At 62.9% G+C, this 20012-nt stretch carries 24 protein-coding genes; 7 read left to right on the top strand and 17 right to left on the bottom strand.

Annotation, left to right across the window (positions count from 1 at the left end):
- The 4 genes from ABWP50_RS01720 to ABWP50_RS01735 all read left to right on the top strand — a co-directional run.
- The coding region (locus ABWP50_RS01720; protein WP_353216258.1) for an FAD-dependent oxidoreductase at window positions 1–1317 on the top strand (1317 nt) is incomplete at its 5' end.
- Window positions 1317–1946, top strand: coding sequence for a 16S rRNA (guanine(527)-N(7))-methyltransferase RsmG (gene rsmG / locus ABWP50_RS01725; protein WP_353216259.1), 630 nt, complete (start codon window positions 1317–1319; stop codon window positions 1944–1946). The genes ABWP50_RS01720 and rsmG, both read left to right, overlap by 1 nt.
- On the top strand, window positions 1943–2728 hold the full coding sequence (locus tag ABWP50_RS01730; protein ID WP_353216260.1) for a ParA family protein: 786 nt from the start codon (window positions 1943–1945) through the stop codon (window positions 2726–2728). The genes rsmG and ABWP50_RS01730 overlap by 4 nt, the downstream gene beginning before the upstream one ends.
- 12 nt (window positions 2729–2740) lie before the next feature.
- On the top strand, window positions 2741–3601 hold the full coding sequence (locus tag ABWP50_RS01735; protein WP_353216321.1) for a ParB/RepB/Spo0J family partition protein: 861 nt from the start codon (window positions 2741–2743) through the stop codon (window positions 3599–3601).
- Window positions 3602–3627: 26 nt separating this feature from the next.
- On the opposite strand, the gene ABWP50_RS01740 is transcribed toward ABWP50_RS01735, so the two are convergent.
- Genes ABWP50_RS01740 through ABWP50_RS01755 form a run of 4 tightly spaced genes read right to left on the bottom strand, consistent with a single transcriptional unit; the run spans window position 3628 to window position 8148 of the window.
- On the bottom strand, window positions 3628–4650 hold the full coding sequence (locus ABWP50_RS01740; RefSeq protein ID WP_353216261.1) for a DNA polymerase III subunit delta: 1023 nt from the start codon (window positions 4648–4650) through the stop codon (window positions 3628–3630).
- 6 nt (window positions 4651–4656) lie between these two features.
- Window positions 4657–5154, bottom strand: a complete 498-nt coding sequence (gene lptE / locus ABWP50_RS01745; RefSeq protein WP_353216262.1) for an LPS assembly lipoprotein LptE — start codon at window positions 5152–5154, stop codon at window positions 4657–4659.
- On the bottom strand, window positions 5147–7669 hold the full coding sequence (gene leuS / locus ABWP50_RS01750) for a leucine--tRNA ligase (RefSeq protein WP_353216263.1): 2523 nt from the start codon (window positions 7667–7669) through the stop codon (window positions 5147–5149). The genes lptE and leuS overlap by 8 nt, the downstream gene beginning before the upstream one ends.
- Window positions 7670–7710: 41 nt before the next feature.
- Window positions 7711–8148: a DUF3576 domain-containing protein gene (locus ABWP50_RS01755; RefSeq protein ID WP_353216264.1), complete on the bottom strand. Its 438-nt coding sequence runs from the start codon at window positions 8146–8148 to the stop codon at window positions 7711–7713.
- Between the two features lie 238 nt (window positions 8149–8386).
- Here ABWP50_RS01755 and ABWP50_RS01760 point away from each other — a divergent pair, with 238 nt between their 5' ends.
- Together ABWP50_RS01760 and ABWP50_RS01765 are read left to right on the top strand one after the other, a co-directional pair.
- Entirely contained in the window at window positions 8387–9139 is a 753-nt protein-coding gene (locus ABWP50_RS01760; RefSeq protein WP_353216265.1) for a hypothetical protein, read from the top strand.
- Between the two features lie 4 nt (window positions 9140–9143).
- Window positions 9144–9800 carry a YggS family pyridoxal phosphate-dependent enzyme gene (locus ABWP50_RS01765; protein WP_353216266.1) on the top strand — a complete coding sequence of 219 codons (657 nt, stop codon included), beginning with the start codon at window positions 9144–9146 and terminating at the stop codon, window positions 9798–9800.
- Between the two features lie 37 nt (window positions 9801–9837).
- Here the strand turns inward: ABWP50_RS01765 and ABWP50_RS01770 are convergent, their stop codons facing one another.
- The 13 genes from ABWP50_RS01770 to ABWP50_RS01830 form a co-directional block, all read right to left on the bottom strand.
- Window positions 9838–10695, bottom strand: a complete 858-nt coding sequence (locus ABWP50_RS01770) for a hemolysin family protein (RefSeq protein WP_353216267.1) — start codon at window positions 10693–10695, stop codon at window positions 9838–9840.
- Between the two features lie 89 nt (window positions 10696–10784).
- Window positions 10785–11291: an rRNA maturation RNase YbeY gene (ybeY, locus tag ABWP50_RS01775; RefSeq protein WP_353216268.1), complete on the bottom strand. Its 507-nt coding sequence runs from the start codon at window positions 11289–11291 to the stop codon at window positions 10785–10787.
- Complete coding sequence (locus ABWP50_RS01780; protein WP_353216269.1) at window positions 11291–12304, bottom strand: PhoH family protein; 1014 nt, start codon at window positions 12302–12304, stop codon at window positions 11291–11293. Before ABWP50_RS01780 ends, ybeY begins: the two co-directional genes overlap by 1 nt.
- Window positions 12304–13641: a tRNA (N6-isopentenyl adenosine(37)-C2)-methylthiotransferase MiaB gene (gene miaB, locus ABWP50_RS01785; protein WP_353216270.1), complete on the bottom strand. Its 1338-nt coding sequence runs from the start codon at window positions 13639–13641 to the stop codon at window positions 12304–12306. The genes ABWP50_RS01780 and miaB overlap by 1 nt, the downstream gene beginning before the upstream one ends.
- Window positions 13642–13730: 89 nt before the next feature.
- On the bottom strand, window positions 13731–14429 hold the full coding sequence (locus tag ABWP50_RS01790; protein ID WP_353216271.1) for a lysophospholipid acyltransferase family protein: 699 nt from the start codon (window positions 14427–14429) through the stop codon (window positions 13731–13733).
- Between the two features lie 115 nt (window positions 14430–14544).
- Window positions 14545–14967 carry a Fur family transcriptional regulator gene (locus ABWP50_RS01795; protein ID WP_353216322.1) on the bottom strand — a complete coding sequence of 141 codons (423 nt, stop codon included), beginning with the start codon at window positions 14965–14967 and terminating at the stop codon, window positions 14545–14547.
- Window positions 14968–15150: 183 nt separating this feature from the next.
- A complete protein-coding gene (locus ABWP50_RS01800; RefSeq protein WP_353216272.1) occupies window positions 15151–15597 on the bottom strand; it encodes a Ros/MucR family transcriptional regulator in 447 nt (148 codons plus the stop codon).
- 91 nt (window positions 15598–15688) lie between these two features.
- Complete coding sequence (gene rimI, locus ABWP50_RS01805; RefSeq protein WP_353216273.1) at window positions 15689–16171, bottom strand: ribosomal protein S18-alanine N-acetyltransferase; 483 nt, start codon at window positions 16169–16171, stop codon at window positions 15689–15691.
- Window positions 16172–16189: 18 nt separating this feature from the next.
- On the bottom strand, window positions 16190–16771 hold the full coding sequence (tsaB, locus tag ABWP50_RS01810) for a tRNA (adenosine(37)-N6)-threonylcarbamoyltransferase complex dimerization subunit type 1 TsaB (protein WP_353216274.1): 582 nt from the start codon (window positions 16769–16771) through the stop codon (window positions 16190–16192).
- 9 nt (window positions 16772–16780) lie between these two features.
- Entirely contained in the window at window positions 16781–17374 is a 594-nt protein-coding gene (locus ABWP50_RS01815) for a malonic semialdehyde reductase (RefSeq protein WP_353216275.1), read from the bottom strand.
- Between the two features lies 1 nt (window position 17375).
- On the bottom strand, window positions 17376–17942 hold the full coding sequence (locus tag ABWP50_RS01820; protein WP_353216276.1) for a NifU family protein: 567 nt from the start codon (window positions 17940–17942) through the stop codon (window positions 17376–17378).
- Window positions 17943–18058: 116 nt separating this feature from the next.
- Window positions 18059–18523 carry a universal stress protein gene (locus tag ABWP50_RS01825; protein ID WP_353216277.1) on the bottom strand — a complete coding sequence of 155 codons (465 nt, stop codon included), beginning with the start codon at window positions 18521–18523 and terminating at the stop codon, window positions 18059–18061.
- Window positions 18524–18574: 51 nt separating this feature from the next.
- Complete coding sequence (locus tag ABWP50_RS01830) at window positions 18575–19450, bottom strand: class I SAM-dependent methyltransferase (RefSeq protein ID WP_353216278.1); 876 nt, start codon at window positions 19448–19450, stop codon at window positions 18575–18577.
- 44 nt (window positions 19451–19494) lie between these two features.
- Between ABWP50_RS01830 and ABWP50_RS01835 the strand changes: the two genes are divergently transcribed.
- Window positions 19495–20012 (top strand): ComF family protein (locus ABWP50_RS01835; protein WP_353216279.1); only part of this gene is annotated, 518 nt, incomplete at its 3' end.

Below are 20012 nucleotides of genomic sequence, written 5' to 3' on the forward strand. Positions count from 1 at the left end.
GATCTCGGCGCTGCGTTGCGCGCCCTTGGACTGCCTGTGAGCCGCCTGAAAACCGGAACGCCCGCCAGGCTGGACGGCAGAAGCATTGATTGGGCAGCGCTGGATTGGCAGCATGGCGACATAGATGATCCACAGCTTAGCCGGCATAGCGAGGTCAACCAGCGTCCTCCCTTGCCGTGCGCAATCACGCGTACAAACACCCGCACCCACGATATAATTCGCAAGCATCTTGGCGAATCAGCCTTGTACGGCGGACATATCAATTCCGTGGGTCCGCGATACTGCCCTTCCATCGAGGACAAGGTCGTGCGCTTTGGCGACCGTGATGGCCATCAGATATTTCTTGAGCCCGAGGGCTATAATGACATTCACATCTACCCAAACGGACTGTCCACATCGTTGCCGCAGGCCGTGCAAGAGCTGTTCATTCGGACAGTCTACGGACTCGAACGCGCAAAGATCCTGCGGCCGGGCTACGCCATCGAGTATGATCATGTTGATCCACGGGCATTGACGGCAACGCTCGCCACCAAGGACATCGACGGGCTGTTTCTGGCCGGGCAGATAAACGGCACCACCGGGTATGAAGAGGCTGCGGCGCAGGGGTTGGTGGCGGGCGCCAATGCTGCTGCCCATGCGCTGGGCCTACCCGCGCTCTCCGTTGATCGCACAGAGGCCTATATCGGCGTGATGATTGACGATCTGATCACTCATGGCGTGACCGAGCCATATCGAATGTTTACCAGCCGCGCCGAGTTTCGTTTGCGGTTGCGGGCGGATAACGCTGAACAGCGGCTGACTGCGGTTGGCGTGTCTCTTGATCTCGTGGGCGGTTCACAGGCTGAACACTTTGCTCTTGAAGCAGCAGCACGTGATCGTGCACTGTTACAGCTGAACAGCGCGACAGCCACACCGCACCAATTGGTAGCGCACGGTATCAGCGTGCGGCAGGATGGCGAAGCGCGCAGCCTGTTTGAATGGCTGCGCTTTCCAGCCGTCTCACTTGCTGCCATTCGCCAAATATGTCCGCAATTGGACGAGTTTTCTGACGATCTGCTGGCCAGCCTTGCCGTGGACGCGAGTTATGCGGCCTATGTGGCTCGCCAGGACGCCGGCGTCGCTGCACTCCGCCGTGATGAAGGCTTGCGCTTGCAGGCCGATCTGGATTTCAGTCAGGTGCCCGGCTTGTCGCACGAAATGATAGAGCGGTTCAGCAAAACGCGCCCACTAAGTATTGGCGCCGCAAGCCGCGTTCCTGGCGTTACGCCGGCCGCGCTCATGGCTTTGTTGCCGCTTGCAAGCCGGCGTGCAGCCTGATGGATGCGGAGCCCGATCCCGAGCGAGCAGAATTTGCGGCCGAATTTGATGTTTCACGTGAAACAATGGCGAAGCTTTATTGCTACGCCAACCTGCTTGCTGATTGGCAGCAGCGGATGAACCTCGTTGGTCCATCAACCTTGCCCCTGATCTGGAACCGACACTTCCGCGACTCAGCCCAACTGTTGCCTATTGCCGGCACTGGCCAGCGCTGGCTGGATATTGGGGCGGGCGCCGGCTTTCCTGGGCTTGTCCTCGCGATCCTTGATCCGGCAGCCCAGCTCACCCTCGTGGAATCAATCACTAAAAAATGCCACTTTCTCAGCTGCGTCGCAACGGAAACCGGCACCAACACACAGATCGCCGTAGCGAACGTCCGCATCGAAAACATGGCGTCACAGCGATTCGATATCATCACAGCGCGAGCGGCAGCATCGCTGGATACTCTGTTTGACTGGGGCCTGCGTTTTGCTGGACCGCGCACGCGCTGGATACTGCCAAAAGGTGCCCGCGTGCAGGAAGAGCTTGCCAGCGCCGCCGCACACTTCCACTTTGATTATCAGCTGGTAGCAAGCCGCACCGATTCTGCCGCCAATATCGTGGTGGCCACTAGGGTGAAACGCCGATGATAATTGCCATTGCCAATCAGAAAGGCGGTGTTGGGAAAACCACCACTGCCGTCAACCTGGCCACCGCGCTGGCGGCCATTGGCAAGCGCGTGCTGGTGATTGACAGCGATCCGCAAGGCAATGCCTCCACCGGTTTGGGCGTTGGTCGCCGTGATCGCTCGCCCTCGCTTTATGAGCTGCTGATCGGTGACAGCAATTTCGATGAGGTGATCAAGCCAACCGCGGTTCCTGGATTGGCGCTGATCCCCGCAACTTCCGCGCTGTCTGGTGCCGAGGTGGAGCTAGTCGCCACTGACCGACGGACGCACCGGCTGTTTGATGCTCTGTCGGGCCAGAGCGATCATGATTTCATGCTGATTGATTGCCCGCCTTCGCTTGGTCTGCTGACTGTCAATGCTCTTGTCGCCGCAGACAGCGTGCTGGTGCCGTTGCAAAGCGAGTTTTTTGCACTTGAAGGCCTGTCCCAGCTGCTTGGTACCATCGATCGTGTCAAGGCAGGTCTAAACCCGCGCCTGAGCTTGCTTGGTATCGTGCTGACCATGGTCGATCGCAGGAACCGCTTGTCGGATCAAGTCTGTGATGATGTCCGCGCTGTCATGGGGGCCAAGGTGCTGCAAACAATGGTGCCGCGCAACGTGCGCCTATCTGAAGCGCCCAGCCATGGCTTGCCCGCGCTCATCTATGATAGCCGCTGTTCTGGATCGGAGGCCTATGTCGCGCTGGCCCGCGAATTGCTTGCCCGCATCGGGCTCCAGGCGCCGGCGCTGACTCCGGCTGAATAACAGAGAGATATGATGGTTGAAAACAAGAAGAAATCTGGTCTGGGTCGCGGGCTCTCCGCCTTGCTAGACGACATTTCGTCACTGCCGCAAGCCAATGCGCCCGGCGTGGTGCGCCTGCCAGTGGCCGATATCAGCGCCAATCCGGATCAACCACGCCGGCGATTTGACGAGCAAGCCATGGCCGAACTGGTCGCTTCGGTTCGCGCACACGGTATTCTACAGCCGATCTTGGTGCGCCCCCATGCCGGGCGCCACCAGATTGTTGCCGGCGAACGGCGCTGGCGAGCTGCGCAGGCGGTCGGCTTGCACGAAATGCCGGTGGTGGTGCGGCCGCTGGATGACCGGCAAGTATCTGAAATTGCGCTCATCGAGAATGTTCAGCGCGCTGATCTCAATGCCATAGAAGAGGCGCGCGCTTATCACCGCCTGATCGCTGAGCATGGCCACACCCAGGCTGTCCTCGCCGACATTGTTGGCAAGTCCCGCAGCCACATCACCAATTTGCTGCGCTTGCTTGACCTGCCAGACACGCTGCAGGCCATGGTGGAAACAGGCACTTTGGCGATGGGCCACGCCCGAGCGCTGGTTGGCGCGGCCGACGCTGACACCTTGGCGCAGGCCGTGCTTCGGGAAGGCCTTTCTGTGCGCGCTCTGGAGCAACGGATGGCCAAAGGCCGAGCCAAGCCCAGCCAGCCCGCGAGACAGGCCGCCTCGGATCCTAACAGTGAAGCCCTCGAAGCCCAATTGGGAGAGGCACTAGGCATGCCGGTTGCCCTTCAGGTTGCTTCCGGCGCGTCCAGTGGCAGCCTCACCATCAGGTTTGCCGATCTTGATCAGCTGGATGTTCTGTGCGCGCGCCTAGGCGTTGGCTGATCGCCGCCGCCAATCCAAACCGCTGATCAGCGGCGGCGGGAGGCGGCTGCCACGCGCCGGGTGATCACCAGCAGCGCGGCGTGTGCGCCCATATCTGCCAGACCGCCGCTGGTTTTCACAGCACGTTCCGCAGCGAGCACATCGGCCATTGCGCGCGCTAGGCGTTCTTGGGTCCACAAGCTCAGCACTTTGATAAAATACTGTTTTTCTCGAAAGAAAATCGATCGCCCCGCCGCCTCCACAACCTCCGCCGGGCTGCGACCGGCATCAACCTGCGCACGCAAGGCCACGAGTTGAGTCAACCGTCGTTCGAGCGCGCGCAAAAGCGGAATCGCCGTCCCATCCGGCATCCGTGCGAGCAATGTGGTAGCGTCGACGAGATCACCCGATGAAATGGCAAGGATCGGCGCCTGCAATTCTGCGTCGCTGCTCGCGATGCCCAGCACCGCCAAATCGCCATGGTCCAGCCGCTGCGGCCGATCTGGTGCGGCATCCTTGTAAAGCGCATATTTCTCCAGTTCACAGCGCATCACCTGCCGGTCACCTGCCGCCGATTCAAATAGCACCTCCGCAACACCTCGTTCCAATCGCAGTCCGAGCGGCATTGCCATATCGCCGGCCAGCTTTGGCGCATCACGCGCAGTGGCTTCATATTGCGCGCAAGCGGCAACAGCAGCGTGTTTTTCAGCAAGCTGGCGCAGCTTATTGGCCGGCTTGAGATCGCCGGCCACGGCAAGCACCGGATGCCCGGCCGGGCCCGACAGAAGCGCCGCAACAGCTGGCAAGGCTGCTTCATCGATCCCATCTACGCGCACCAATTCAGTGTCGCCAAACATCGACAGGCTGGTTGCAGCGCTGAGCAGCGCCTGCGGATCATGCTTCAGACTGGCCCCGTCCAGAACGGTCAGGCTGCCGGCGGCAACGCCAGCCACCACTTGGGCGGCCAGATCACGTGAAGCCGAACCATCCGGCCCAAACAACAAGATCAGCCGCACTTCCGATGGCCAGGCCCGGACCATGCTGGCGATGCGGCCGGGATCGGCCTTCATTGCGGCTTATTTCGGCGCAGCACGGGAATGGCGGGCCAGCCGCGCGCGTATCTGCCGGGCGATATCCACGCAAAGCCGGTCCAACGCGGCATTCTCAGCAGCCACCACTGCATAGTTGGAACTGACACGATCAATGCCCGCATCCGCCCCCGCCGTGTCATCCAGCAGGACCTGCCCTGTGGCGGTTTCAACGAGCCGGTATCGGGCCCGCAGCGTGCGCCGTTCGCGCGCTGCCGACGAATCACCGCGCAGGCCGAACGCCGTGATCCTGTCATCCAGCGCGACTTCAAGCCGGTAATGCGGCGCTGCTACCGACCGGCCCAATTGCTCTTCGAGCGCTTGATGCACCAAAAAGCCAGCACGCTCCGGGATGGGCGCGATGCTAATGTCCGCCATCAGGCTGGCCGGCGCCGATGCCTCGCCGCCGGAATAAACCGGCCGCAAACTGCAACCAGCCACCGCAAGCGCGGCGAGCAAGGCTGCGGCAAGGCTGGTATCACGCAACGATGTTCACCAAGCGATCAGGCACCACGATGATCTTGCGCGGCGCAGCACCATCAAGGCTGCGCTGCACATTTGCCAAGGCCAGCGCCATACCCTCCAGCGCCGCCGTGTCACTGCCCTTGGCCGCCGTGAAATTGCCTTTGAGCTTGCCATTCACCTGCACCGCAATGGTGACTTCATCGTCCACCAGCAGCGCCGGATCGGCCTGAGGCCAAGCCGCATCGCACACCAAACCATCGTGACCGAGCAGCGCCCAGGCCTCCTCCGCCAAATGCGGAGCCATCGGCGCTACCAGCTGCAGCAGGGTGACAACGCCGGCACGGCGGCTGGGGCCAGACGGCGCGCGTTCCAGCGCCGCCACCAACTCATACAGCCGGGCCACAGCCTTGTTGAACTGCAAACGATCAATGTCGGTGGTCATCGCCGCGATGGTGCGGTGCACTGCCCGATCAACTTTGGCGTCATCAGCGCCATCCGTGGCGGCCACCTGCTCTTCGGCCAGGCGCCACACGCGCTGGATGAAGCGCCAGGCACCATCGATACCGCTTTCCGACCAAGCCAGGTCACGCTCGGGCGGTGAATCGGACAGCATGAACCAGCGCACGGCATCGGCGCCGTAACGACCCAGAATATGATCGGGATCGACGACATTCTTCTTCGATTTCGACATCTTGATGACCCGGCCAACATCCACAGCGCCGCCGTCGGCCTTCAGGGTGGCACCATCAGCGGTGCGATCGATATCTTCAGGCGCAAACCACAACGGTGCCGCGCCTTCACCCTGCGCCCGGCTGTAGGTTTCGTGGGTGACCATGCCTTGCGTGAACAGCCCAGCGAACGGCTCAGCCACATCCAGATGCCCGATGCGCTGCAACGCCCTGGTCCAGAATCGGGCATAAAGAAGATGCAGGATGGCATGCTCCACACCGCCGATATACTGGTCGACGGGCAACCAGGCGGCTGCCACGGCCGGATCGAACGGTCGGTCAGCCGGCGCACTGGCAAAGCGGATGAAATACCACGATGAATTTGTGAAGGTATCCAGCGTATCGGTTTCGCGCCGCGCCGGCTTGCCGCAGCTGGGGCAGGGCACATGTTTCCACGTCGGGTGCCGGTCCAGCGGATTGCCGGGCAAATCGAGTGTGACGTCTTCTGGCAGGATCACCGGCAATTCCGCGCGGGGCACCGGCACCGCGCCGCAGTTATCACAGTGCACGATAGGAATGGGCGTGCCCCAGTAGCGCTGGCGTGACACGCCCCAATCGCGCAAGCGATATTGGGTAACCGCTTCGCCCCAACCTTCAGCCTCTGCCCGTGCAATCACCGCTGCGCGCGCATCTGCAGCGCTCATGCCGTCGAGCCAGCGGCTGTTCACCATCAGGCCGGAGCCGGTATAGGCTTCGGTTCCGATGGCGGCCTGCTCGTCGCCAGCCGGTGCAACCACGCGCGGCACCGGCAACTGGTAACGCCGGGCAAAATCCAGATCGCGCTGGTCATGCGCCGGGCAGCCAAACAGCGCACCAGTGCCATAGTCCATCAGCACGAAATTGGCGACAAACACAGGCAGCAACAGCGCCGGATCGAGCGGATGCACCACGCTGAGCCCGGTATCAAAGCCGCGCTTTTCCTGGGTTTCAATTTCAGCTGCGGCGGTGCCGCCCGTCCGGCATTCCTCGATAAAGGCCGCCAGCGCCGCATTGTTTTCAGCGCAGCGCGCCGCGATCGGATGATCCGCAGCAATCGCAGCGAAGCTCGCACCAAACAGCGTATCAGGCCGCGTGGTGAACACATCGAAGCTGCCGCCATCGGTGATCTGGAAGGTGAACCTCAGACCGGTTGAGCGCCCGATCCAGTTTTCCTGCATCAGCCGCACTTTTTCTGGCCACTCGTGCAAACCGGCAAGTCCTTCCACCAGATCGTCGGCGAAATCGGTGATCTTCAGGAACCACTGGCTCAGCTTGCGCCGTTCAACCAGCGCGCCTGACCGCCAGCCGCGGCCGTCGATCACTTGCTCGTTGGCCAGCACAGTCATGTCGACTGGGTCCCAATTGACCGCAGCGTCCTTGCGGTACACCAGGCCGGCCGCCAGCAGATCGAGAAACAGCGCCTGTTCCTGGCCATAATAATCCGGCTCGCAGGTGGCGAGTTCGCGGCTCCAATCAAATGCAAAACCGATGCGCTGCAACTGGGCGCGCATGGCTGCGATGTTGGCGCGGGTCCACGCGCCAGGGTGCACGCCCTTCTCGATCGCGGCATTTTCGGCCGGCATGCCAAAGGCATCCCAGCCCATCGGATGCAGCACTTCAAAGCCCTGAGCGCGGCGCGTGCGCGCTACGACATCGCCCATGGTGTAGTTACGGACATGGCCCATGTGTACGCGCCCCGATGGATAGGGAAACATTTCCAGCACATAGGATTTGGGTTTGGGGCTGTCGTCGCGCGCCACAAAGCATTGCCGCTCGGCCCAGATCGCCTGCCAGCGCGCCTCGGCGGCCTGATGGTCAAAACGTGGCACGACGGCGTTCCGGACTTTCTCAAGGTTATGAGCAGGTTGGATCAGCGCACGGGTGCCATGCTGCTGCGCCGCAGATCGCGCGCTTTGGACAGCATTGTTTCCTCCAGGCGTTGCACGGTGCCGGCGCGCACGCCTGCATCGGCCCAGCCCGCGGCGGCCAGCGTCTGGCGCTGCACATTCACCTTTACGGCATCGGCGCGCAATTCGGTATCGAGCACGGTGATGGTGACACGCACGCGCTCATTGGCGCTTTGCGGTGACACATACCAATCCGTGATGATCACGCCGCCGTTCGAATCAACCTGCGCCAGCGGCATGAAGCCGATCGTATCAAGCGCCGCGCGCCACAAATAAGCGTTTATACCCAGCGTGGTAACGCGCGGCGGAGCTTCTGCCGCCAGCTTGGGCCCCTTGCGGCCGCACGCTGGCGCCAGCACCGCAAGTGACGTCAACACTACCAAAGTCGCTATGCGCCGCATGGCAAGTCCTTCATTCGCGCGCCGTCCTGAAAGCCGGCTCGGGCTGCTTATTGGCATGTTGCACCGCTCGCGCCAAGCCCGACCGACGCGCTAATAGCGCGGCCTGCTGGCCAAGTGTGGGCCAAGGTGTGGGCTTGTCGCCACAGGCTGCGCAAAACCACCCAATCGGTGCCGTTCAACTGCCATATACGTCCAAAGTCATATGGGCTTGGACGCCGTCTATTGTTAGGAGGCTGCGATGACCATGTGGCGCGATTCGGCGGCTAAGCCGCGCACGGTGGCACCGCGCACCTTAACGGTGCTGGTGGCCGCTGGACTGTGCGCTGGTATCGCGGCACCTGTCGATGCAGCAAAGCCAACTGCGCGCGGGGCAAAGGCCCGGTTGACCGAGGATGTGCCGATCACGCCATTCCAGACAAAACTGGGCACACCCGGTCAATTTGTTTTCACAGCGCCCGGCGCGCCGGCGCTGCCGACGTCCCTGGCAAACAATTTTCGTTTCACGCCATCCGGCCGGGCCGATAGCCGCGGTGCGCTTTCTCTGGGGCTGGCCACGCGCGTGACGGCGCCAACAGCCGACAAGTCGAAGACAAACGCACCATTCAGCACACTGATGGTACCTGACAGCTTTGGTCTCAATCTTTCGGTGGGCTGGCAGGGCTTTGCGCTCAACACCGGCTATAGCCATGCCGAACCTGTGCTGGCGTCGCCGTTGGCCGGCCGGATGACGGACGCGATCAACCTTGGCTTGTCCTATGGCGGCCGCAATTGGCGCACCCGTCTGGAAGGCACCGCCGAACAAAGCCAGCCGCTGGCATTTGCGCCTTTGACGCGGCGCTATTCCCTCGAATTGGGCGGCGCCTATCGCTTCGCGCCGCGCCTGTCGGTTACCGGTGGGCTGCGCTATCGCCTGGCGCCAGAGGCACCAAGCCTCGTGCTGCCCGATCGCGACGATCAGGCGGTATATTTCGGCACGAACATCGCGTTCTGATCCCATGGACGCTGCTGATCGGCTCGCCGCTGTGCAGGCTGGCATCCGGCGCGCCTGCGCTAGTGCTGGCCGCGCCGATGCGCCGCTGCTGGTGGCGGTGTCCAAAACCTTTGCTGCCGATGCCATCGAACCACTGATAGCCGCCGGGCAGCGCCATTTCGGTGAAAACCGTGTGCAAGAAGCGGGGGCCAAGTGGCCGGCCCTGCAAACGCACACGCCGGGCATCGTTCTGCATCTGGTTGGCCAATTGCAATCGAACAAGGCCGCCGAAGCCATCGCCTTGTTCAGCGTGATCCACAGTGTCGATCGCCCGTCCCTGGTTGCGGCGCTCGGCAAGGCGCAGGCTGCCACCGGCAAGCGCCCAGCCTGTTATTTGCAAGCCAATATCGGCGATGAAGCCCAAAAGGGCGGCTGCGCGCTGGCCGATCTGCCTGCCCTGCTCGATCAAGCGCGCCATGCCGGCCTGGATATCGCTGGCCTGATGTGTGTGCCGCCAGCCGACATCGAACCCGGTCCATATTTCGCCTTGCTCGCCGAACACGCAAAACGGCTGGGGCTGGCCGGCCTGTCGATGGGCATGTCGAGCGATTACGAAACCGCCGCGCTGCTCGGCTCGACGGTGGTGCGGGTGGGCAGCGCGCTGTTCGGATCGCGCGGCTGAACGCTTAACAAGCTGCCTCCAGCCGGCAAAGTGCCGATCAGGCCGCCAGCGTCTGTATCCGCAGCCGCTTCACCATGCGCGGATCGCCATCGATCACTTCGATTCGCCAGCCAGCGGGGTGATCGACGCTTTCGCCGGGAGCGGGCACACGGCCGGCAAGCATGAACACCAAACCGCCCAGCGTATCGACATCGATGCCTACCGCGTCATCGGCAAGCGGCATGCCCAATGTCTGTTCCAGATCGGTGATCGGCAGGCGCGCATCGGCTTCCCACAGGCCGTCGCCCACTTCCTGGATCAGCGCTGCGGCCGCTTCATCATGCTCATCCTCGATATCGCCTACGATTTCCTCGACCAGATCCTCGATGGTGATCAGTCCGTCCACGCCGCCATATTCATCGATGATGATCGCCATGTGGGTGCGGCCGGCGCGCATCCGCGCCAGCAGGTCGACGATTGCCATCGGGGCCGGCACGAACAGCACTTCGCGGAGCAAAGGCTCGATGGCGAGATCGAGCAACGGCGCTGAACTGACCTTGTCGCTGAACGTGTCGGCAATACGGACATAGACATCCTTGATGTGCACCATGCCGATGATGTTGTCGCGGGTGCCGCGCCAGACCGGCATGCGGCTATGACCGGCATCGCGGAACATCGCCACCAGCGCTGCAAAGCCGTGATCGATATCGAAAGTGACCATATCGGTTCGCGGCACCGCAATATCGCCAGCGCAACCGTCACTCAAATGCAGCATGTTTCGCAACATCGCGCGCTCTACGGGGCCAAGGTCGTCGCTTGGCCCGCCGGTGGGAACGGCGTCTTCGGCTTCGTCGATGGCTTCTTCCAGGCTTTCGCGCAGGCTGGGTTCCTGGGCCCGGTTGAACAGATGGCGCATTTGCCGCCACCAGCCTCTTCCCCGCAACCGGCCATGGCTATCGCCGCTACTGTCGCCGTCAGGCATGATGACTAGTTGTCCTTCGTCGCTCAGGCGTCATAGGGATCCGGCAAATGCAACTGTGCGCATGCCGCACGTTCCAACGCCTCCATATGATCGGCCGCAGCCTCATTGTCTTCGTGATCATAGCCTAACAGGTGCAGGGTGCCATGCACAATCAGATGGGCCACATATTGTTCGGGTGTCCAGGCTTTCGCTTCGGCTTCGCGCTGCACCGTCTCGGCAGCCAGCACCAGATCACCAAGCAGCACTTCGCCGTCATCGGTGTTGGCCATTTGCACCAGCATATCGGCGCTAAGCATCGGAAACGACAGGATATTGGTTGGCTTGTCCTTGCCGCGATACTGGCGGTTGAGCGTATGGACTTCGCCGTCATCGGTCAGGCGCACGGCCACTTCGATGGCCATCACCGCGCTGTCCAGATCGGCTTGCGGGGTTTGGGCAACCGCTGCCGCGACCGCCGCGCGGGCCACAGCCGGCCAATCCGGCCCGGATGGCCAATTGCCGGCAATGATATCGGTTTCGACAACCAGCATCAGCCGTCCTGCGCCGGGCCTTCATAGGCCTCGACAATGCGGCCCACGATAGGATGGCGCACCACTTCGCGCACCGAAAAGCGCAAGCAGGCGATGCCTTCCACGCCATCAAGGCGGCGCACGGCATCGATCAGCCCGGACGATCCCGGCACCGGCAGATCGACCTGATTGGGATCGCCGCAGATCACCATGCGGCTGCGTTCGCCAAAGCGAGTCAGGAACATCTTCATCTGCAGCGGCGTGGTATTCTGCGCTTCATCAAGGATGATGAAGGCATTGGCCAGCGTGCGGCCGCGCATGAAGGCCAGCGGCGCCACCTCGATCTCGCCCGATGCCAGCCGCCGCTCCACCTGCTCGGCTGGCAGCATATCGTACAGCGCATCATAAAGCGGGCGCAGATAGGGATCGACCTTTTCCTTCATATCACCGGGCAGGAAACCCAGCCGCTCGCCGGCTTCCACAGCCGGGCGTGACAGGATCAGCCGGTCAACCGATCCCGATATCAACTGGCTGACCGCTTGCGCCACCGCCAGATAGGTCTTGCCAGTGCCCGCCGGGCCGAGCGCAAAAATCACATCGGATGACCCGAGGGCTTCGATGTAGCGCACCTGCGTGGGCGAACGCGCCACGATGGTCTTGCGGCGGGTGCGGATGGCGGCGGTGGCGGGCGGACCGGTATCGGCGTGCAACAGGCCTTCCAGCATCGGTTCCGATGCCAGCGCGACGGCGCCGATCACGTCACCGGTGTCGATATTGTCACCCTTCAGCACCCGGGCATACAGGCTGGTGAGCACATCGCGGGTGCGGGCAGCGGCATCGGCTTGGCCTTCCACGACCACACGGTTGCCGCGCGCGCTGATATACACGCCCAGCTGGCCTTCGAGTGCGATCAGATTTTGATCATATTGGCCAAACAGCGCACCAAGCAGCTGCACTTTGTCGAACTGGATTTCCAGCTTGACTCGGTCGGCAGGACCGGGCGTGCCCGAACCGCGATTGGGACGCCGGCCCATCAGGCCACCTGGCTTTGAGTGAAGGGTACGGCTTCGACACTGTTTGGCATTGCTGACACGATCTCCACCTCCACCAGATCCCCGATTGCGGCGCCCGGCACCGCCAAAACAGCCGATTGCAGCCACGGCGTCTTGCCGATCAACTGGCCCGGCTTGCGGCCCGGCCGTTCCAGCAGCACTGTGCAGCGCCGGCCAACACTGGCCTGGTTGAACGCCAGGCTGCCAGCCGTGATCGCCGCCTGCAGCCGCGCCAGCCGTTCATCCTTGATTGCTTCGGGCACCTGATCCGGCATCTGGGCCGCAGGAGTGCCGGGCCGCACGCTGTATTTGAAGCTGAAGGCCGCCGCATATTGCACGTCATGCACGATCGACAGTGTTTCCTGAAAATCCGCCTCGGTTTCACCGGGAAAGCCGACGATGAAATCGCCGGACAGGGCGATATCCGACCGTGCCGCACGCACACGCGCAAGTGTTGCCAGATAGGATGCGCGGGTATGGGCGCGGTTCATCGCCTTCAGGATGCGGCTCGATCCCGATTGCACGGGCAGATGCATGTACGGCATCAGCTTGGGCACCTGCGCATGGGCCGCGATCAGATCATCGCCGCCGCTGCCTTCCATGTCACGCGGGTGGCTGGTGGTGTAGCGGATGCGCGCCAGCCCATCGATCTGCGCCAGTTCCCGGATCAAGCCCGACAGCGACAGCCCGCCGGCATAGGCGTTCACATTCTGGCCAAGCAGCGTGATTTCGCGCACGCCGCGTGCCACCAGAGCACAGGCTTCGCCAACCAGATCGGCGGCCGGCCGGCTGGTTTCCGGCCCGCGTGTGTAGGGCACCACACAAAAGGTGCAAAACTTGTCGCAGCCTTCCTGCACTGTCAAAAAGGCGCTGGCCTGCCCTGTGCGCCGTGCCGGCAGCGCATCGAATTTCGGCACCGGCGGCATATCGATATCGATCACGCGGCCGGTGCGGGCGCGTTGCAGCAATTGTGGCAGGCGGTGATAAGCCAGCGGGCCGACGATCACATCCACATCGGGCGCGCGCGCGGCGATTTCCGGACCTTCGGCCTGTGCCACGCAGCCCGCCGCAACAATCGTGGGCCGGCTGCCATCGGCGCGCGGGCGGCGCAGGCGGCCAATATCCGAATAAAGCTTTTCCGCAGCCCGCTCACGGATGTGGCAGGTATTGAGCACCACCACATCAGCGGCCTCGGGCGTGTCCACTTCGGTCATGCCCTGCGCTGCCAGCACGTCACCCATCCGCTCGCTGTCATAGACATTCATCTGACATCCGAACGACTTGACATGATAACGGCCGGGCTTCGGCTGAGCGGGCATTTCAGGGGGCAACACGTTGGGGGGCAACACGGGCGCAGGAGTCTCCAAAACTAATGTTCCGTGCATAACCGCTTTGCCGGCCACGGTCATCATCCTTCGCCGGGGCCATGACCGCGCATCAAGCGGCGATAGCCGGCGGCGATTACCAGATGGCAATGGCGGGCCAGCGCCTTGCGATCGGGCCAAGCGGCTGGATCGATGGCGGGATGAAAGATGATCTCGGCCGTCACCTGCCCCAGCCCGATGAAGCCCAGCGCGTGCGGGGCCAATTGCGTATCCCCCACCCAGGCCAGATCAGGCAGATCGCCCCGCGTGACCGGCACGCCATTGATGCGCGTGTAGGCCAGCGTTACCGGCTGGATTGTCACGCCCGGCACATCGGCAACCACGGCAAACAGCGATGATTTGAACGGCAGCACGCCGGTGCCGTCGCTGTTGGTGCCTTCGGGAAACAGGATGATGTTGCCGCCTGCCCGCAGCCGATCGCCTATTTCGTTTTTCTGGATATTGGCACTGTGGCGCCGATCGCGCGCGACGTACACCGTGTGCGCAAAGCTGGCCAACCAGCCGACCGGGCCCCAGCCGGCCACTTCGGATTTGGCAACAAAGCTGCCGCGAATGCGCGCGCCGAGCACCGGAATATCCGACCACGACAGATGATTGACCACAAACAGCACACGGCTGCGCGCCGCCGGGCGGCCATGGGTGCGAATGACAACGCCCATGGCACGCGACAGGCCGCGGTGGAACCAGATCGGCAGATAGGGCCGATTGCGCAGCGTGATCATGCGCAACATCGCTTCGGCAGGCACGGTGGCTGCAACCGTGACAGCCGTGCCCAGCGCCGTGCGCATCCGGGCCAGACGCCGGGCCGCCGGGGCCCGCCGCTGCGCCAGCAAGGCTTTATTTGGCCGGTTTGATCGCCTGGCCATAAAGCTCCATGCGGTGATCAACAAGACGATAGCCGAGGCGCTCGGCGATGCGGCGCTGCAGTTCCTCGAGTTCCGGATCGTGAAACTCGATTACAGCGCCGGTATCGATATCAATCAGATGATCATGATGCTCATCGGCCACGGTTTCGTAGCGCGAACGGCCGCCCTGGAATTCGTGGCGTTCCAATATGCCGGACTCTTCGAACAGTTTCACGGTTCGGTAAACGGTGGCAATGGAAATGCGCGGATCAACCTGCGCAACCCGGCGATGCAGTGCTTCGACGTCGGGGTGGTCGGTCACTTCGCTCAACACGCGCGCAATAACGCGCCGCTGCTCGGTGATCCGCAGGCCCTTTTTCAGGCACAAAGCCTCGATGTCGATCGGCTCGCCCATCCCGCTCTCCCACTTGCGCAAGCTGCCGCAAGCGCTGTTACACGTGTAGGAGGCATGGCCGGCCGTAGCAAGCAGGCGAATGCGACGCCGAGGCGCACAGCCGTGCTTGGCAGATAAATCAAACAGCGCCCATCCCCGCGCAACCACTGGCTGCGCGGGGACGAAGTGTCCGACCGAATAGGTTTAGACCAGTGGATTTTTCCGCGGGCGGCCGCGCGGCTTGGCGGTGCGCTTGGTGCCCAGGCCAATCGATTTGGCAAGCGTGCGGCGCTGTTCGGCATAATTTGGTGCAACCATCGGATAATCAGCCGACAGGCCCCACTTGGTGCGATAATCGTCCGGCGTCATGCCATAGCGCGTCATCAGGTGACGCTTGAGCATCTTCAGCTTCTTGCCATCTTCAAGGCAGACAATGAAATCCGGCTTGATCGAAGAGCGAATTGCAACAAACGGCTCCTGCTTCGGCGGCGGCGGCGCTACCGCGGTGCCAAGGCGCGACAGTGTCGCATAAACACTTTCGATTACGCCAGGCACATCTGCAGGCGTAACAGTGTTGTTCGCAAAATGCGACGCAACGATATCAGCAGTTAATGCAAGCAATTCAGTATGAGAATTTAAACTATCTGTCATGATCTCGTCCTTTGACCCCAGGATTACGCAGCTCCCTAGTTCTGCGCGGTTCTCCGTGGGCCTTTGTTGACAGCGATGCAACAAAAAACTGTCACAAAGTCAATTTATCCAGTCCAAAACGCATTGTAATGGCACCGCGGTGGCTGCCATCCTTGCCGGCATAGTAGGACGGCCGCTGGCCAATTTCGGCAAAGCCCGCCGACCTGTATAGATAACGTGCCGCGTCATTATCTTCGCGCACTTCCAAAAACAAATGACTGCAACCGCGCAACAATGCATCTTCCTGCGCACGCAGCAACAGGCGCGTGCCCGAACCAGTGCGGCGTTGCTGCGGTGCAACAGCGATCAACAACAGCTCGACTTCGTCTGCTGCGGCGCGGCACAGGCTGAACCCGATTGCGGCTTCATCAATCAGGGCCAGCCGCCCCCAGCAGCCGGGCATTGCCATGGTTGCCGCCAACTGCGCCGCCGTCCAGGCTTCGCCGTAACGCGGATCAAAGGCTGCCTGCATGACCAGCATCATCGCATCGAGATGGCGCTCATCAGCCGGGACAATTGCAAGGGCGGCGGTCACCGGCCCGCCATAAGAGGCTCAATCGCCGAGGTAAAGCGCTGTCGGCTGACCCCAGATTTCTTCTGGCACCAGCCCAGCAAAACCAGCATCGGGATGGCAATCGTGCACGGACGGCGGCGCATCCGTCAGCAATTGCACGCCGGCTCCGGCGGCGGCAATGCCGGCCGGCGCAACAGCCAATACAGCCGCCGGCGCCGCCACACCGCCGCGCAATACGGCAGCACCAGCCGCCTGGCCGCGGCCGGCATCGATGACGGCCAAGACTGCATCAAGCTGCCGTTCAGCGGCGAATGCCTGCGCAGCAACCAGCGAAAGGCCGGATATACCGTGCACGGGCACCTGCCAGGCCAGCCCCAGCGCGCGCGCCGCGGCAATGCCGATACGGATGCCCGTGTAACTGCCCGGCCCGATATCAACCAAAACGGCATGCGGCAGCGCATGCCCCGTCAGCAAGTTGGCAATTGCCGGCACCAGCGCCTCGGCATGGCCGCGGCCAATCACTTCATGCCGGCGGGCCAGCACAACATCACCCGCCACCAGCGCAATCGACAGCGCCGGCGATGATGTCGAAATGGCAAGCAATAGGGGCTGGGTGGTCACGAACCGCCGTTACAGGATGCGGGCCGCATCCTCAAAGGAAAGCCGCGGCAGCCGCGCAAACAAGCCGGCCGGCGTGCCCTTGCCTAGCGAACAGATCAGGTTGGTCTCCACCGTGGTGCCCGCCCAGAACGCCGCATCAACAGCGGCCTTGTCAAAGCCCGACATCGGCCCGGTATCCCAGCCCAGCGCCCGCGCCGCCATGATCAGCCAGGCTGCTTGCAACGACGAATTGCGAAAGGCAGTTTCGCGGGCCAGCGCTTCGTTCTGGTTGAACCATGACCGGGCATCGGCGTGCGGGAACAACTCAGGAAGCTTTTCGTAAAATTCGCGGTCAAAGCCGATGACCACCGTTACCGGCGCGGCTAACACTTTGGGTTGGTTGGCCGGGCTGACACATGCCGCCAGCTGTTGGCGCGCAACATCCGAATGACAGAATACAAAACGCGCCGGGCTGGCATTGGCCGATGTTGGCCCCATTTTCAGCAGATCATATAGCTGCCGCAGATCATCCTGAGCTACCGGGGTATCGTCCCAGGTATAATAGGTGCGCGCGTCACCAAACAGCTGCGCCAGTGCATCGGCCGGAAGCGGGGTGCCGGCCATCTCAGATCGCCCGCACGTCGGTGACTTCGGGAACATAATATTTCAGCAAGGATTCAATCCCCATTTTCAGGGTCATCGTGCTCGATGGGCAACCGGAACAGGCGCCCTGCATTTCCAGAAACACAGTGCCCTGCTTAAAACCGCGATAGACGATATCGCCGCCATCTTCGGCAACCTGCGGGCGCACCCGGGTTTCGATCAATTCGCGAATTTGCAGCACGATATCAGCATCGGCCGGATCATCGTCAAAGCCGGTCGCGGCTTGGCCGGCAGCAAAACCAGCTGTCAGCAAGGGTGCGCCGCTGCTGAAATGATCAACAAGCACACCAAGGATCTGCGGCTTCAGCCCGAGCCATTCACTACCGGCCGGGTTGCGCGTGACCGACACAAAATCATGGCCGAAGAACACCCGGTCCACATCACCGAGCGCAAACAGCGCCGCCGCCAGCGGCGACGCTTCGGCCGCATCGGCATTGGCGAAATCCACGCTCTCACTGCCGGTCACCGTGCGTCCAGGACGAAACATAAGTGTCAATGGATTGGGGGTCTGTTCGGTTTCGATGAACATTGGCTGGCACCTTTGCGCGAACGTTGTTCTGCGGGATATAAGCGAAGCTATGCCGCAAGCAGGCAGACGCTTCAAGCTAAATCAGACCATATTAATCCGGGATTGCGGCGAGCACGTTACGCCAGGGTGGCGATACGGTCCGGATCAAGCCCGCCAGGCACCAGCATCAGGATGCACGGCAGGCTGCTGGCCGCTTCGCCGGCGAAGAATCCAACCAATGCGCCCGGGTTCCCGCGCGCCGCGGTGCCCAGCACGAGCGCGCGGATGCCCGGATTGGCTTTGATATGGGCCAGGATCGCCGCTGCCGGATCGCCGTGCAGCACCCGTGTGGCCGGCAGCGCGCCTGATAGCGCCGCCGCCGCCTGCGCCTGCGCTGCCAGCATGGCATCGGCATCGGCGCGCGCCTCGGCTGCCATTGCGGTTTGCAGGGCGCCAAAATGCAGAAACTCGGTTGGCCGCACCACGGCCACCAATTGCACCGCCGCGCCGACATGCGCGGCACGCAGCACGGCGTAGCGCATCGCCGTCCGGCTTTCGGGGCTGTCCTCGATCACGACCAGATAGGTGGCGGCAGCCTGCATGGCATCAGCCTAAGCTGAAACCCGGCAGGCCAGCAAGCCGCGTGCGGGTGATCATGCCCGGCTGCCCAATGCGGCGGCCAGGCTTGCCGTGGCGCTGCCGCGCGCTTTGGGCTGCGGCTGGCCGGGGCCGGGCGCCCAGCCCGCAACGTGCAGGATCTCGATGGTCACGCCGGTCTTGCCATCCGGATCGGCCATTGCCGCAAAGCGCGCGGCAGCGGCCATCAGCACATCACGGCGCAGCGGCCGGCGCTCACCGAGCACCGATCGTGCCCCCATCGCGGCCAGATCAGCCAGCAGGCCAAACAGGCTGGCATAGCGCAGCGTCACCCGGTCAACATCGGCCACCGGCATGGCAAAGCCCGCGCGCGCCAGCAGGCCCGCCGCCGCACTGGCCTCCACCATCGGCGCCGTGTGACGGCCGGCGCCGCCGGTCAGCTCGGCTTCGGCCTCCAGCAGGCAGGTGCGCAGCTCCACAAGGCTCATGCCGCCAACAAAGCCTGCCATGAACAGCCCATCCGGGCGCAGCACGCGGCATATGCCCGCCAGTGCGTCGGGCAGATCGTGAACCGTTACCAAGCTGCCGGCTGCAACCACCAGATCGAAACTCGCGTCAGCAAAAGGCAAATAATCTTCATCTGCAACCACCACGCGGCCCGCTGGTTCGCATGCGCAGGCGGCCAGCGCAGCGCGCACCACAAGGCCATCGCCATTGCCGGCTGCCGGCCACACCGGGCGTGGGCCGCCCAGATCGAGCACATTGGCAAATGGACGCGCGATCATCGCTGCCCGTTCACGCAGCTCGTCAGCCATGCGATCGTGCAAAAAAGCAGCCGCAGCAAAGCCGGGTGCCGCGCGGGCATGACGGCGGCGGCGCAGCGCTGCATCAAACAGCGGCCGATCGGCAGTGGCATCAGCAAGCGCGGTCATTCCCCACTCTTTACGGGCCGCACCAGCAAGCGCAAGTTACGCAAATGTTTGCGCCGCTTGCCTGGGCATTGCGCCTGATCACCGTGCCAGTGCGTATGGTGATCGATGCCATGTTGCCGCCGCGTTGCCCCGGTTGCAGCGAGATCGTCGACGGTGATGACCGGTTTTGCCCGGTGTGCTTTGCTGCGCTGCAATATCTCGGCCCGCCGCAATGTGCCTGCTGCGGCGTCCCATTGCCGCATGATGGCGATGCGCTGGCGCTGTGCGGGGCTTGCCTCGCCGAGCCGCCGGCGTTTGTGAGCGCCCGCGCGCCATTGGCCTATGGCGGGCCGGCACGGCGGGTGGTGCTGGCGCTGAAACACGGCCGCCAATTGCATCTGGCGCGGTTGATGGCGCGCGCGATGCTGCGGGCAGCCGGGCCATTGCCGGCCGATGCCGTGATCGTGCCGGTGCCGTCGCATCGCTGGCGGCTGTGGCGGCGGGGCTTCAACCATGCCGCTGTAATCGCTGGCCATATTGCACGGCAAGCCGGGCGTCCGCTGCTGGTGGACGCCATGGCCCG

It is taken from the genome of Sandarakinorhabdus sp. (assembly GCF_040398645.1).
Classification (GTDB): Bacteria; Pseudomonadota; Alphaproteobacteria; order Sphingomonadales; family Sphingomonadaceae; genus Sandarakinorhabdus.

What these genes read in the sequence shown, in the direction of transcription:
- ABWP50_RS01780 (WP_353216269.1), bottom strand. Translation starts at nt 12,304, where the DNA reads ATGGGCCGGCGTCCCAATCGCGGTTCGGGCACGCCCGGTCCTGCCGAC.
- ABWP50_RS01815 (WP_353216275.1), bottom strand. Translation starts at nt 17,374, where the DNA reads ATGGCCGGCACCCCGCTTCCGGCCGATGCACTGGCGCAGCTGTTTGGT.
- ABWP50_RS01740 (WP_353216261.1), bottom strand. Translation starts at nt 4,650, where the DNA reads ATGAAGGCCGATCCCGGCCGCATCGCCAGCATGGTCCGGGCCTGGCCA.
- ABWP50_RS01825 (WP_353216277.1), bottom strand. Translation starts at nt 18,523, where the DNA reads ATGCAGGCTGCCGCCACCTATCTGGTCGTGATCGAGGACAGCCCCGAA.
- ybeY (WP_353216268.1), bottom strand. Translation starts at nt 11,291, where the DNA reads ATGCTGGTTGTCGAAACCGATATCATTGCCGGCAATTGGCCATCCGGG.
- ABWP50_RS01770 (WP_353216267.1), bottom strand. Translation starts at nt 10,695, where the DNA reads ATGCGCCATCTGTTCAACCGGGCCCAGGAACCCAGCCTGCGCGAAAGC.
- ABWP50_RS01755 (WP_353216264.1), bottom strand. Translation starts at nt 8,148, where the DNA reads ATGCGGCGCATAGCGACTTTGGTAGTGTTGACGTCACTTGCGGTGCTG.
- ABWP50_RS01800 (WP_353216272.1), bottom strand. Translation starts at nt 15,597, where the DNA reads ATGACAGATAGTTTAAATTCTCATACTGAATTGCTTGCATTAACTGCT.
- ABWP50_RS01765 (WP_353216266.1), top strand. Translation starts at nt 9,144, where the DNA reads ATGGACGCTGCTGATCGGCTCGCCGCTGTGCAGGCTGGCATCCGGCGC.
- ABWP50_RS01790 (WP_353216271.1), bottom strand. Translation starts at nt 14,429, where the DNA reads ATGATCACGCTGCGCAATCGGCCCTATCTGCCGATCTGGTTCCACCGC.
- ABWP50_RS01730 (WP_353216260.1), top strand. Translation starts at nt 1,943, where the DNA reads ATGATAATTGCCATTGCCAATCAGAAAGGCGGTGTTGGGAAAACCACC.
- miaB (WP_353216270.1), bottom strand. Translation starts at nt 13,641, where the DNA reads ATGCCCGCTCAGCCGAAGCCCGGCCGTTATCATGTCAAGTCGTTCGGA.
- ABWP50_RS01735 (WP_353216321.1), top strand. Translation starts at nt 2,741, where the DNA reads ATGGTTGAAAACAAGAAGAAATCTGGTCTGGGTCGCGGGCTCTCCGCC.
- ABWP50_RS01830 (WP_353216278.1), bottom strand. Translation starts at nt 19,450, where the DNA reads ATGACCGCGCTTGCTGATGCCACTGCCGATCGGCCGCTGTTTGATGCA.
- ABWP50_RS01760 (WP_353216265.1), top strand. Translation starts at nt 8,387, where the DNA reads ATGACCATGTGGCGCGATTCGGCGGCTAAGCCGCGCACGGTGGCACCG.
- ABWP50_RS01795 (WP_353216322.1), bottom strand. Translation starts at nt 14,967, where the DNA reads ATGGGCGAGCCGATCGACATCGAGGCTTTGTGCCTGAAAAAGGGCCTG.
- rsmG (WP_353216259.1), top strand. Translation starts at nt 1,317, where the DNA reads ATGGATGCGGAGCCCGATCCCGAGCGAGCAGAATTTGCGGCCGAATTT.
- ABWP50_RS01820 (WP_353216276.1), bottom strand. Translation starts at nt 17,942, where the DNA reads ATGTTCATCGAAACCGAACAGACCCCCAATCCATTGACACTTATGTTT.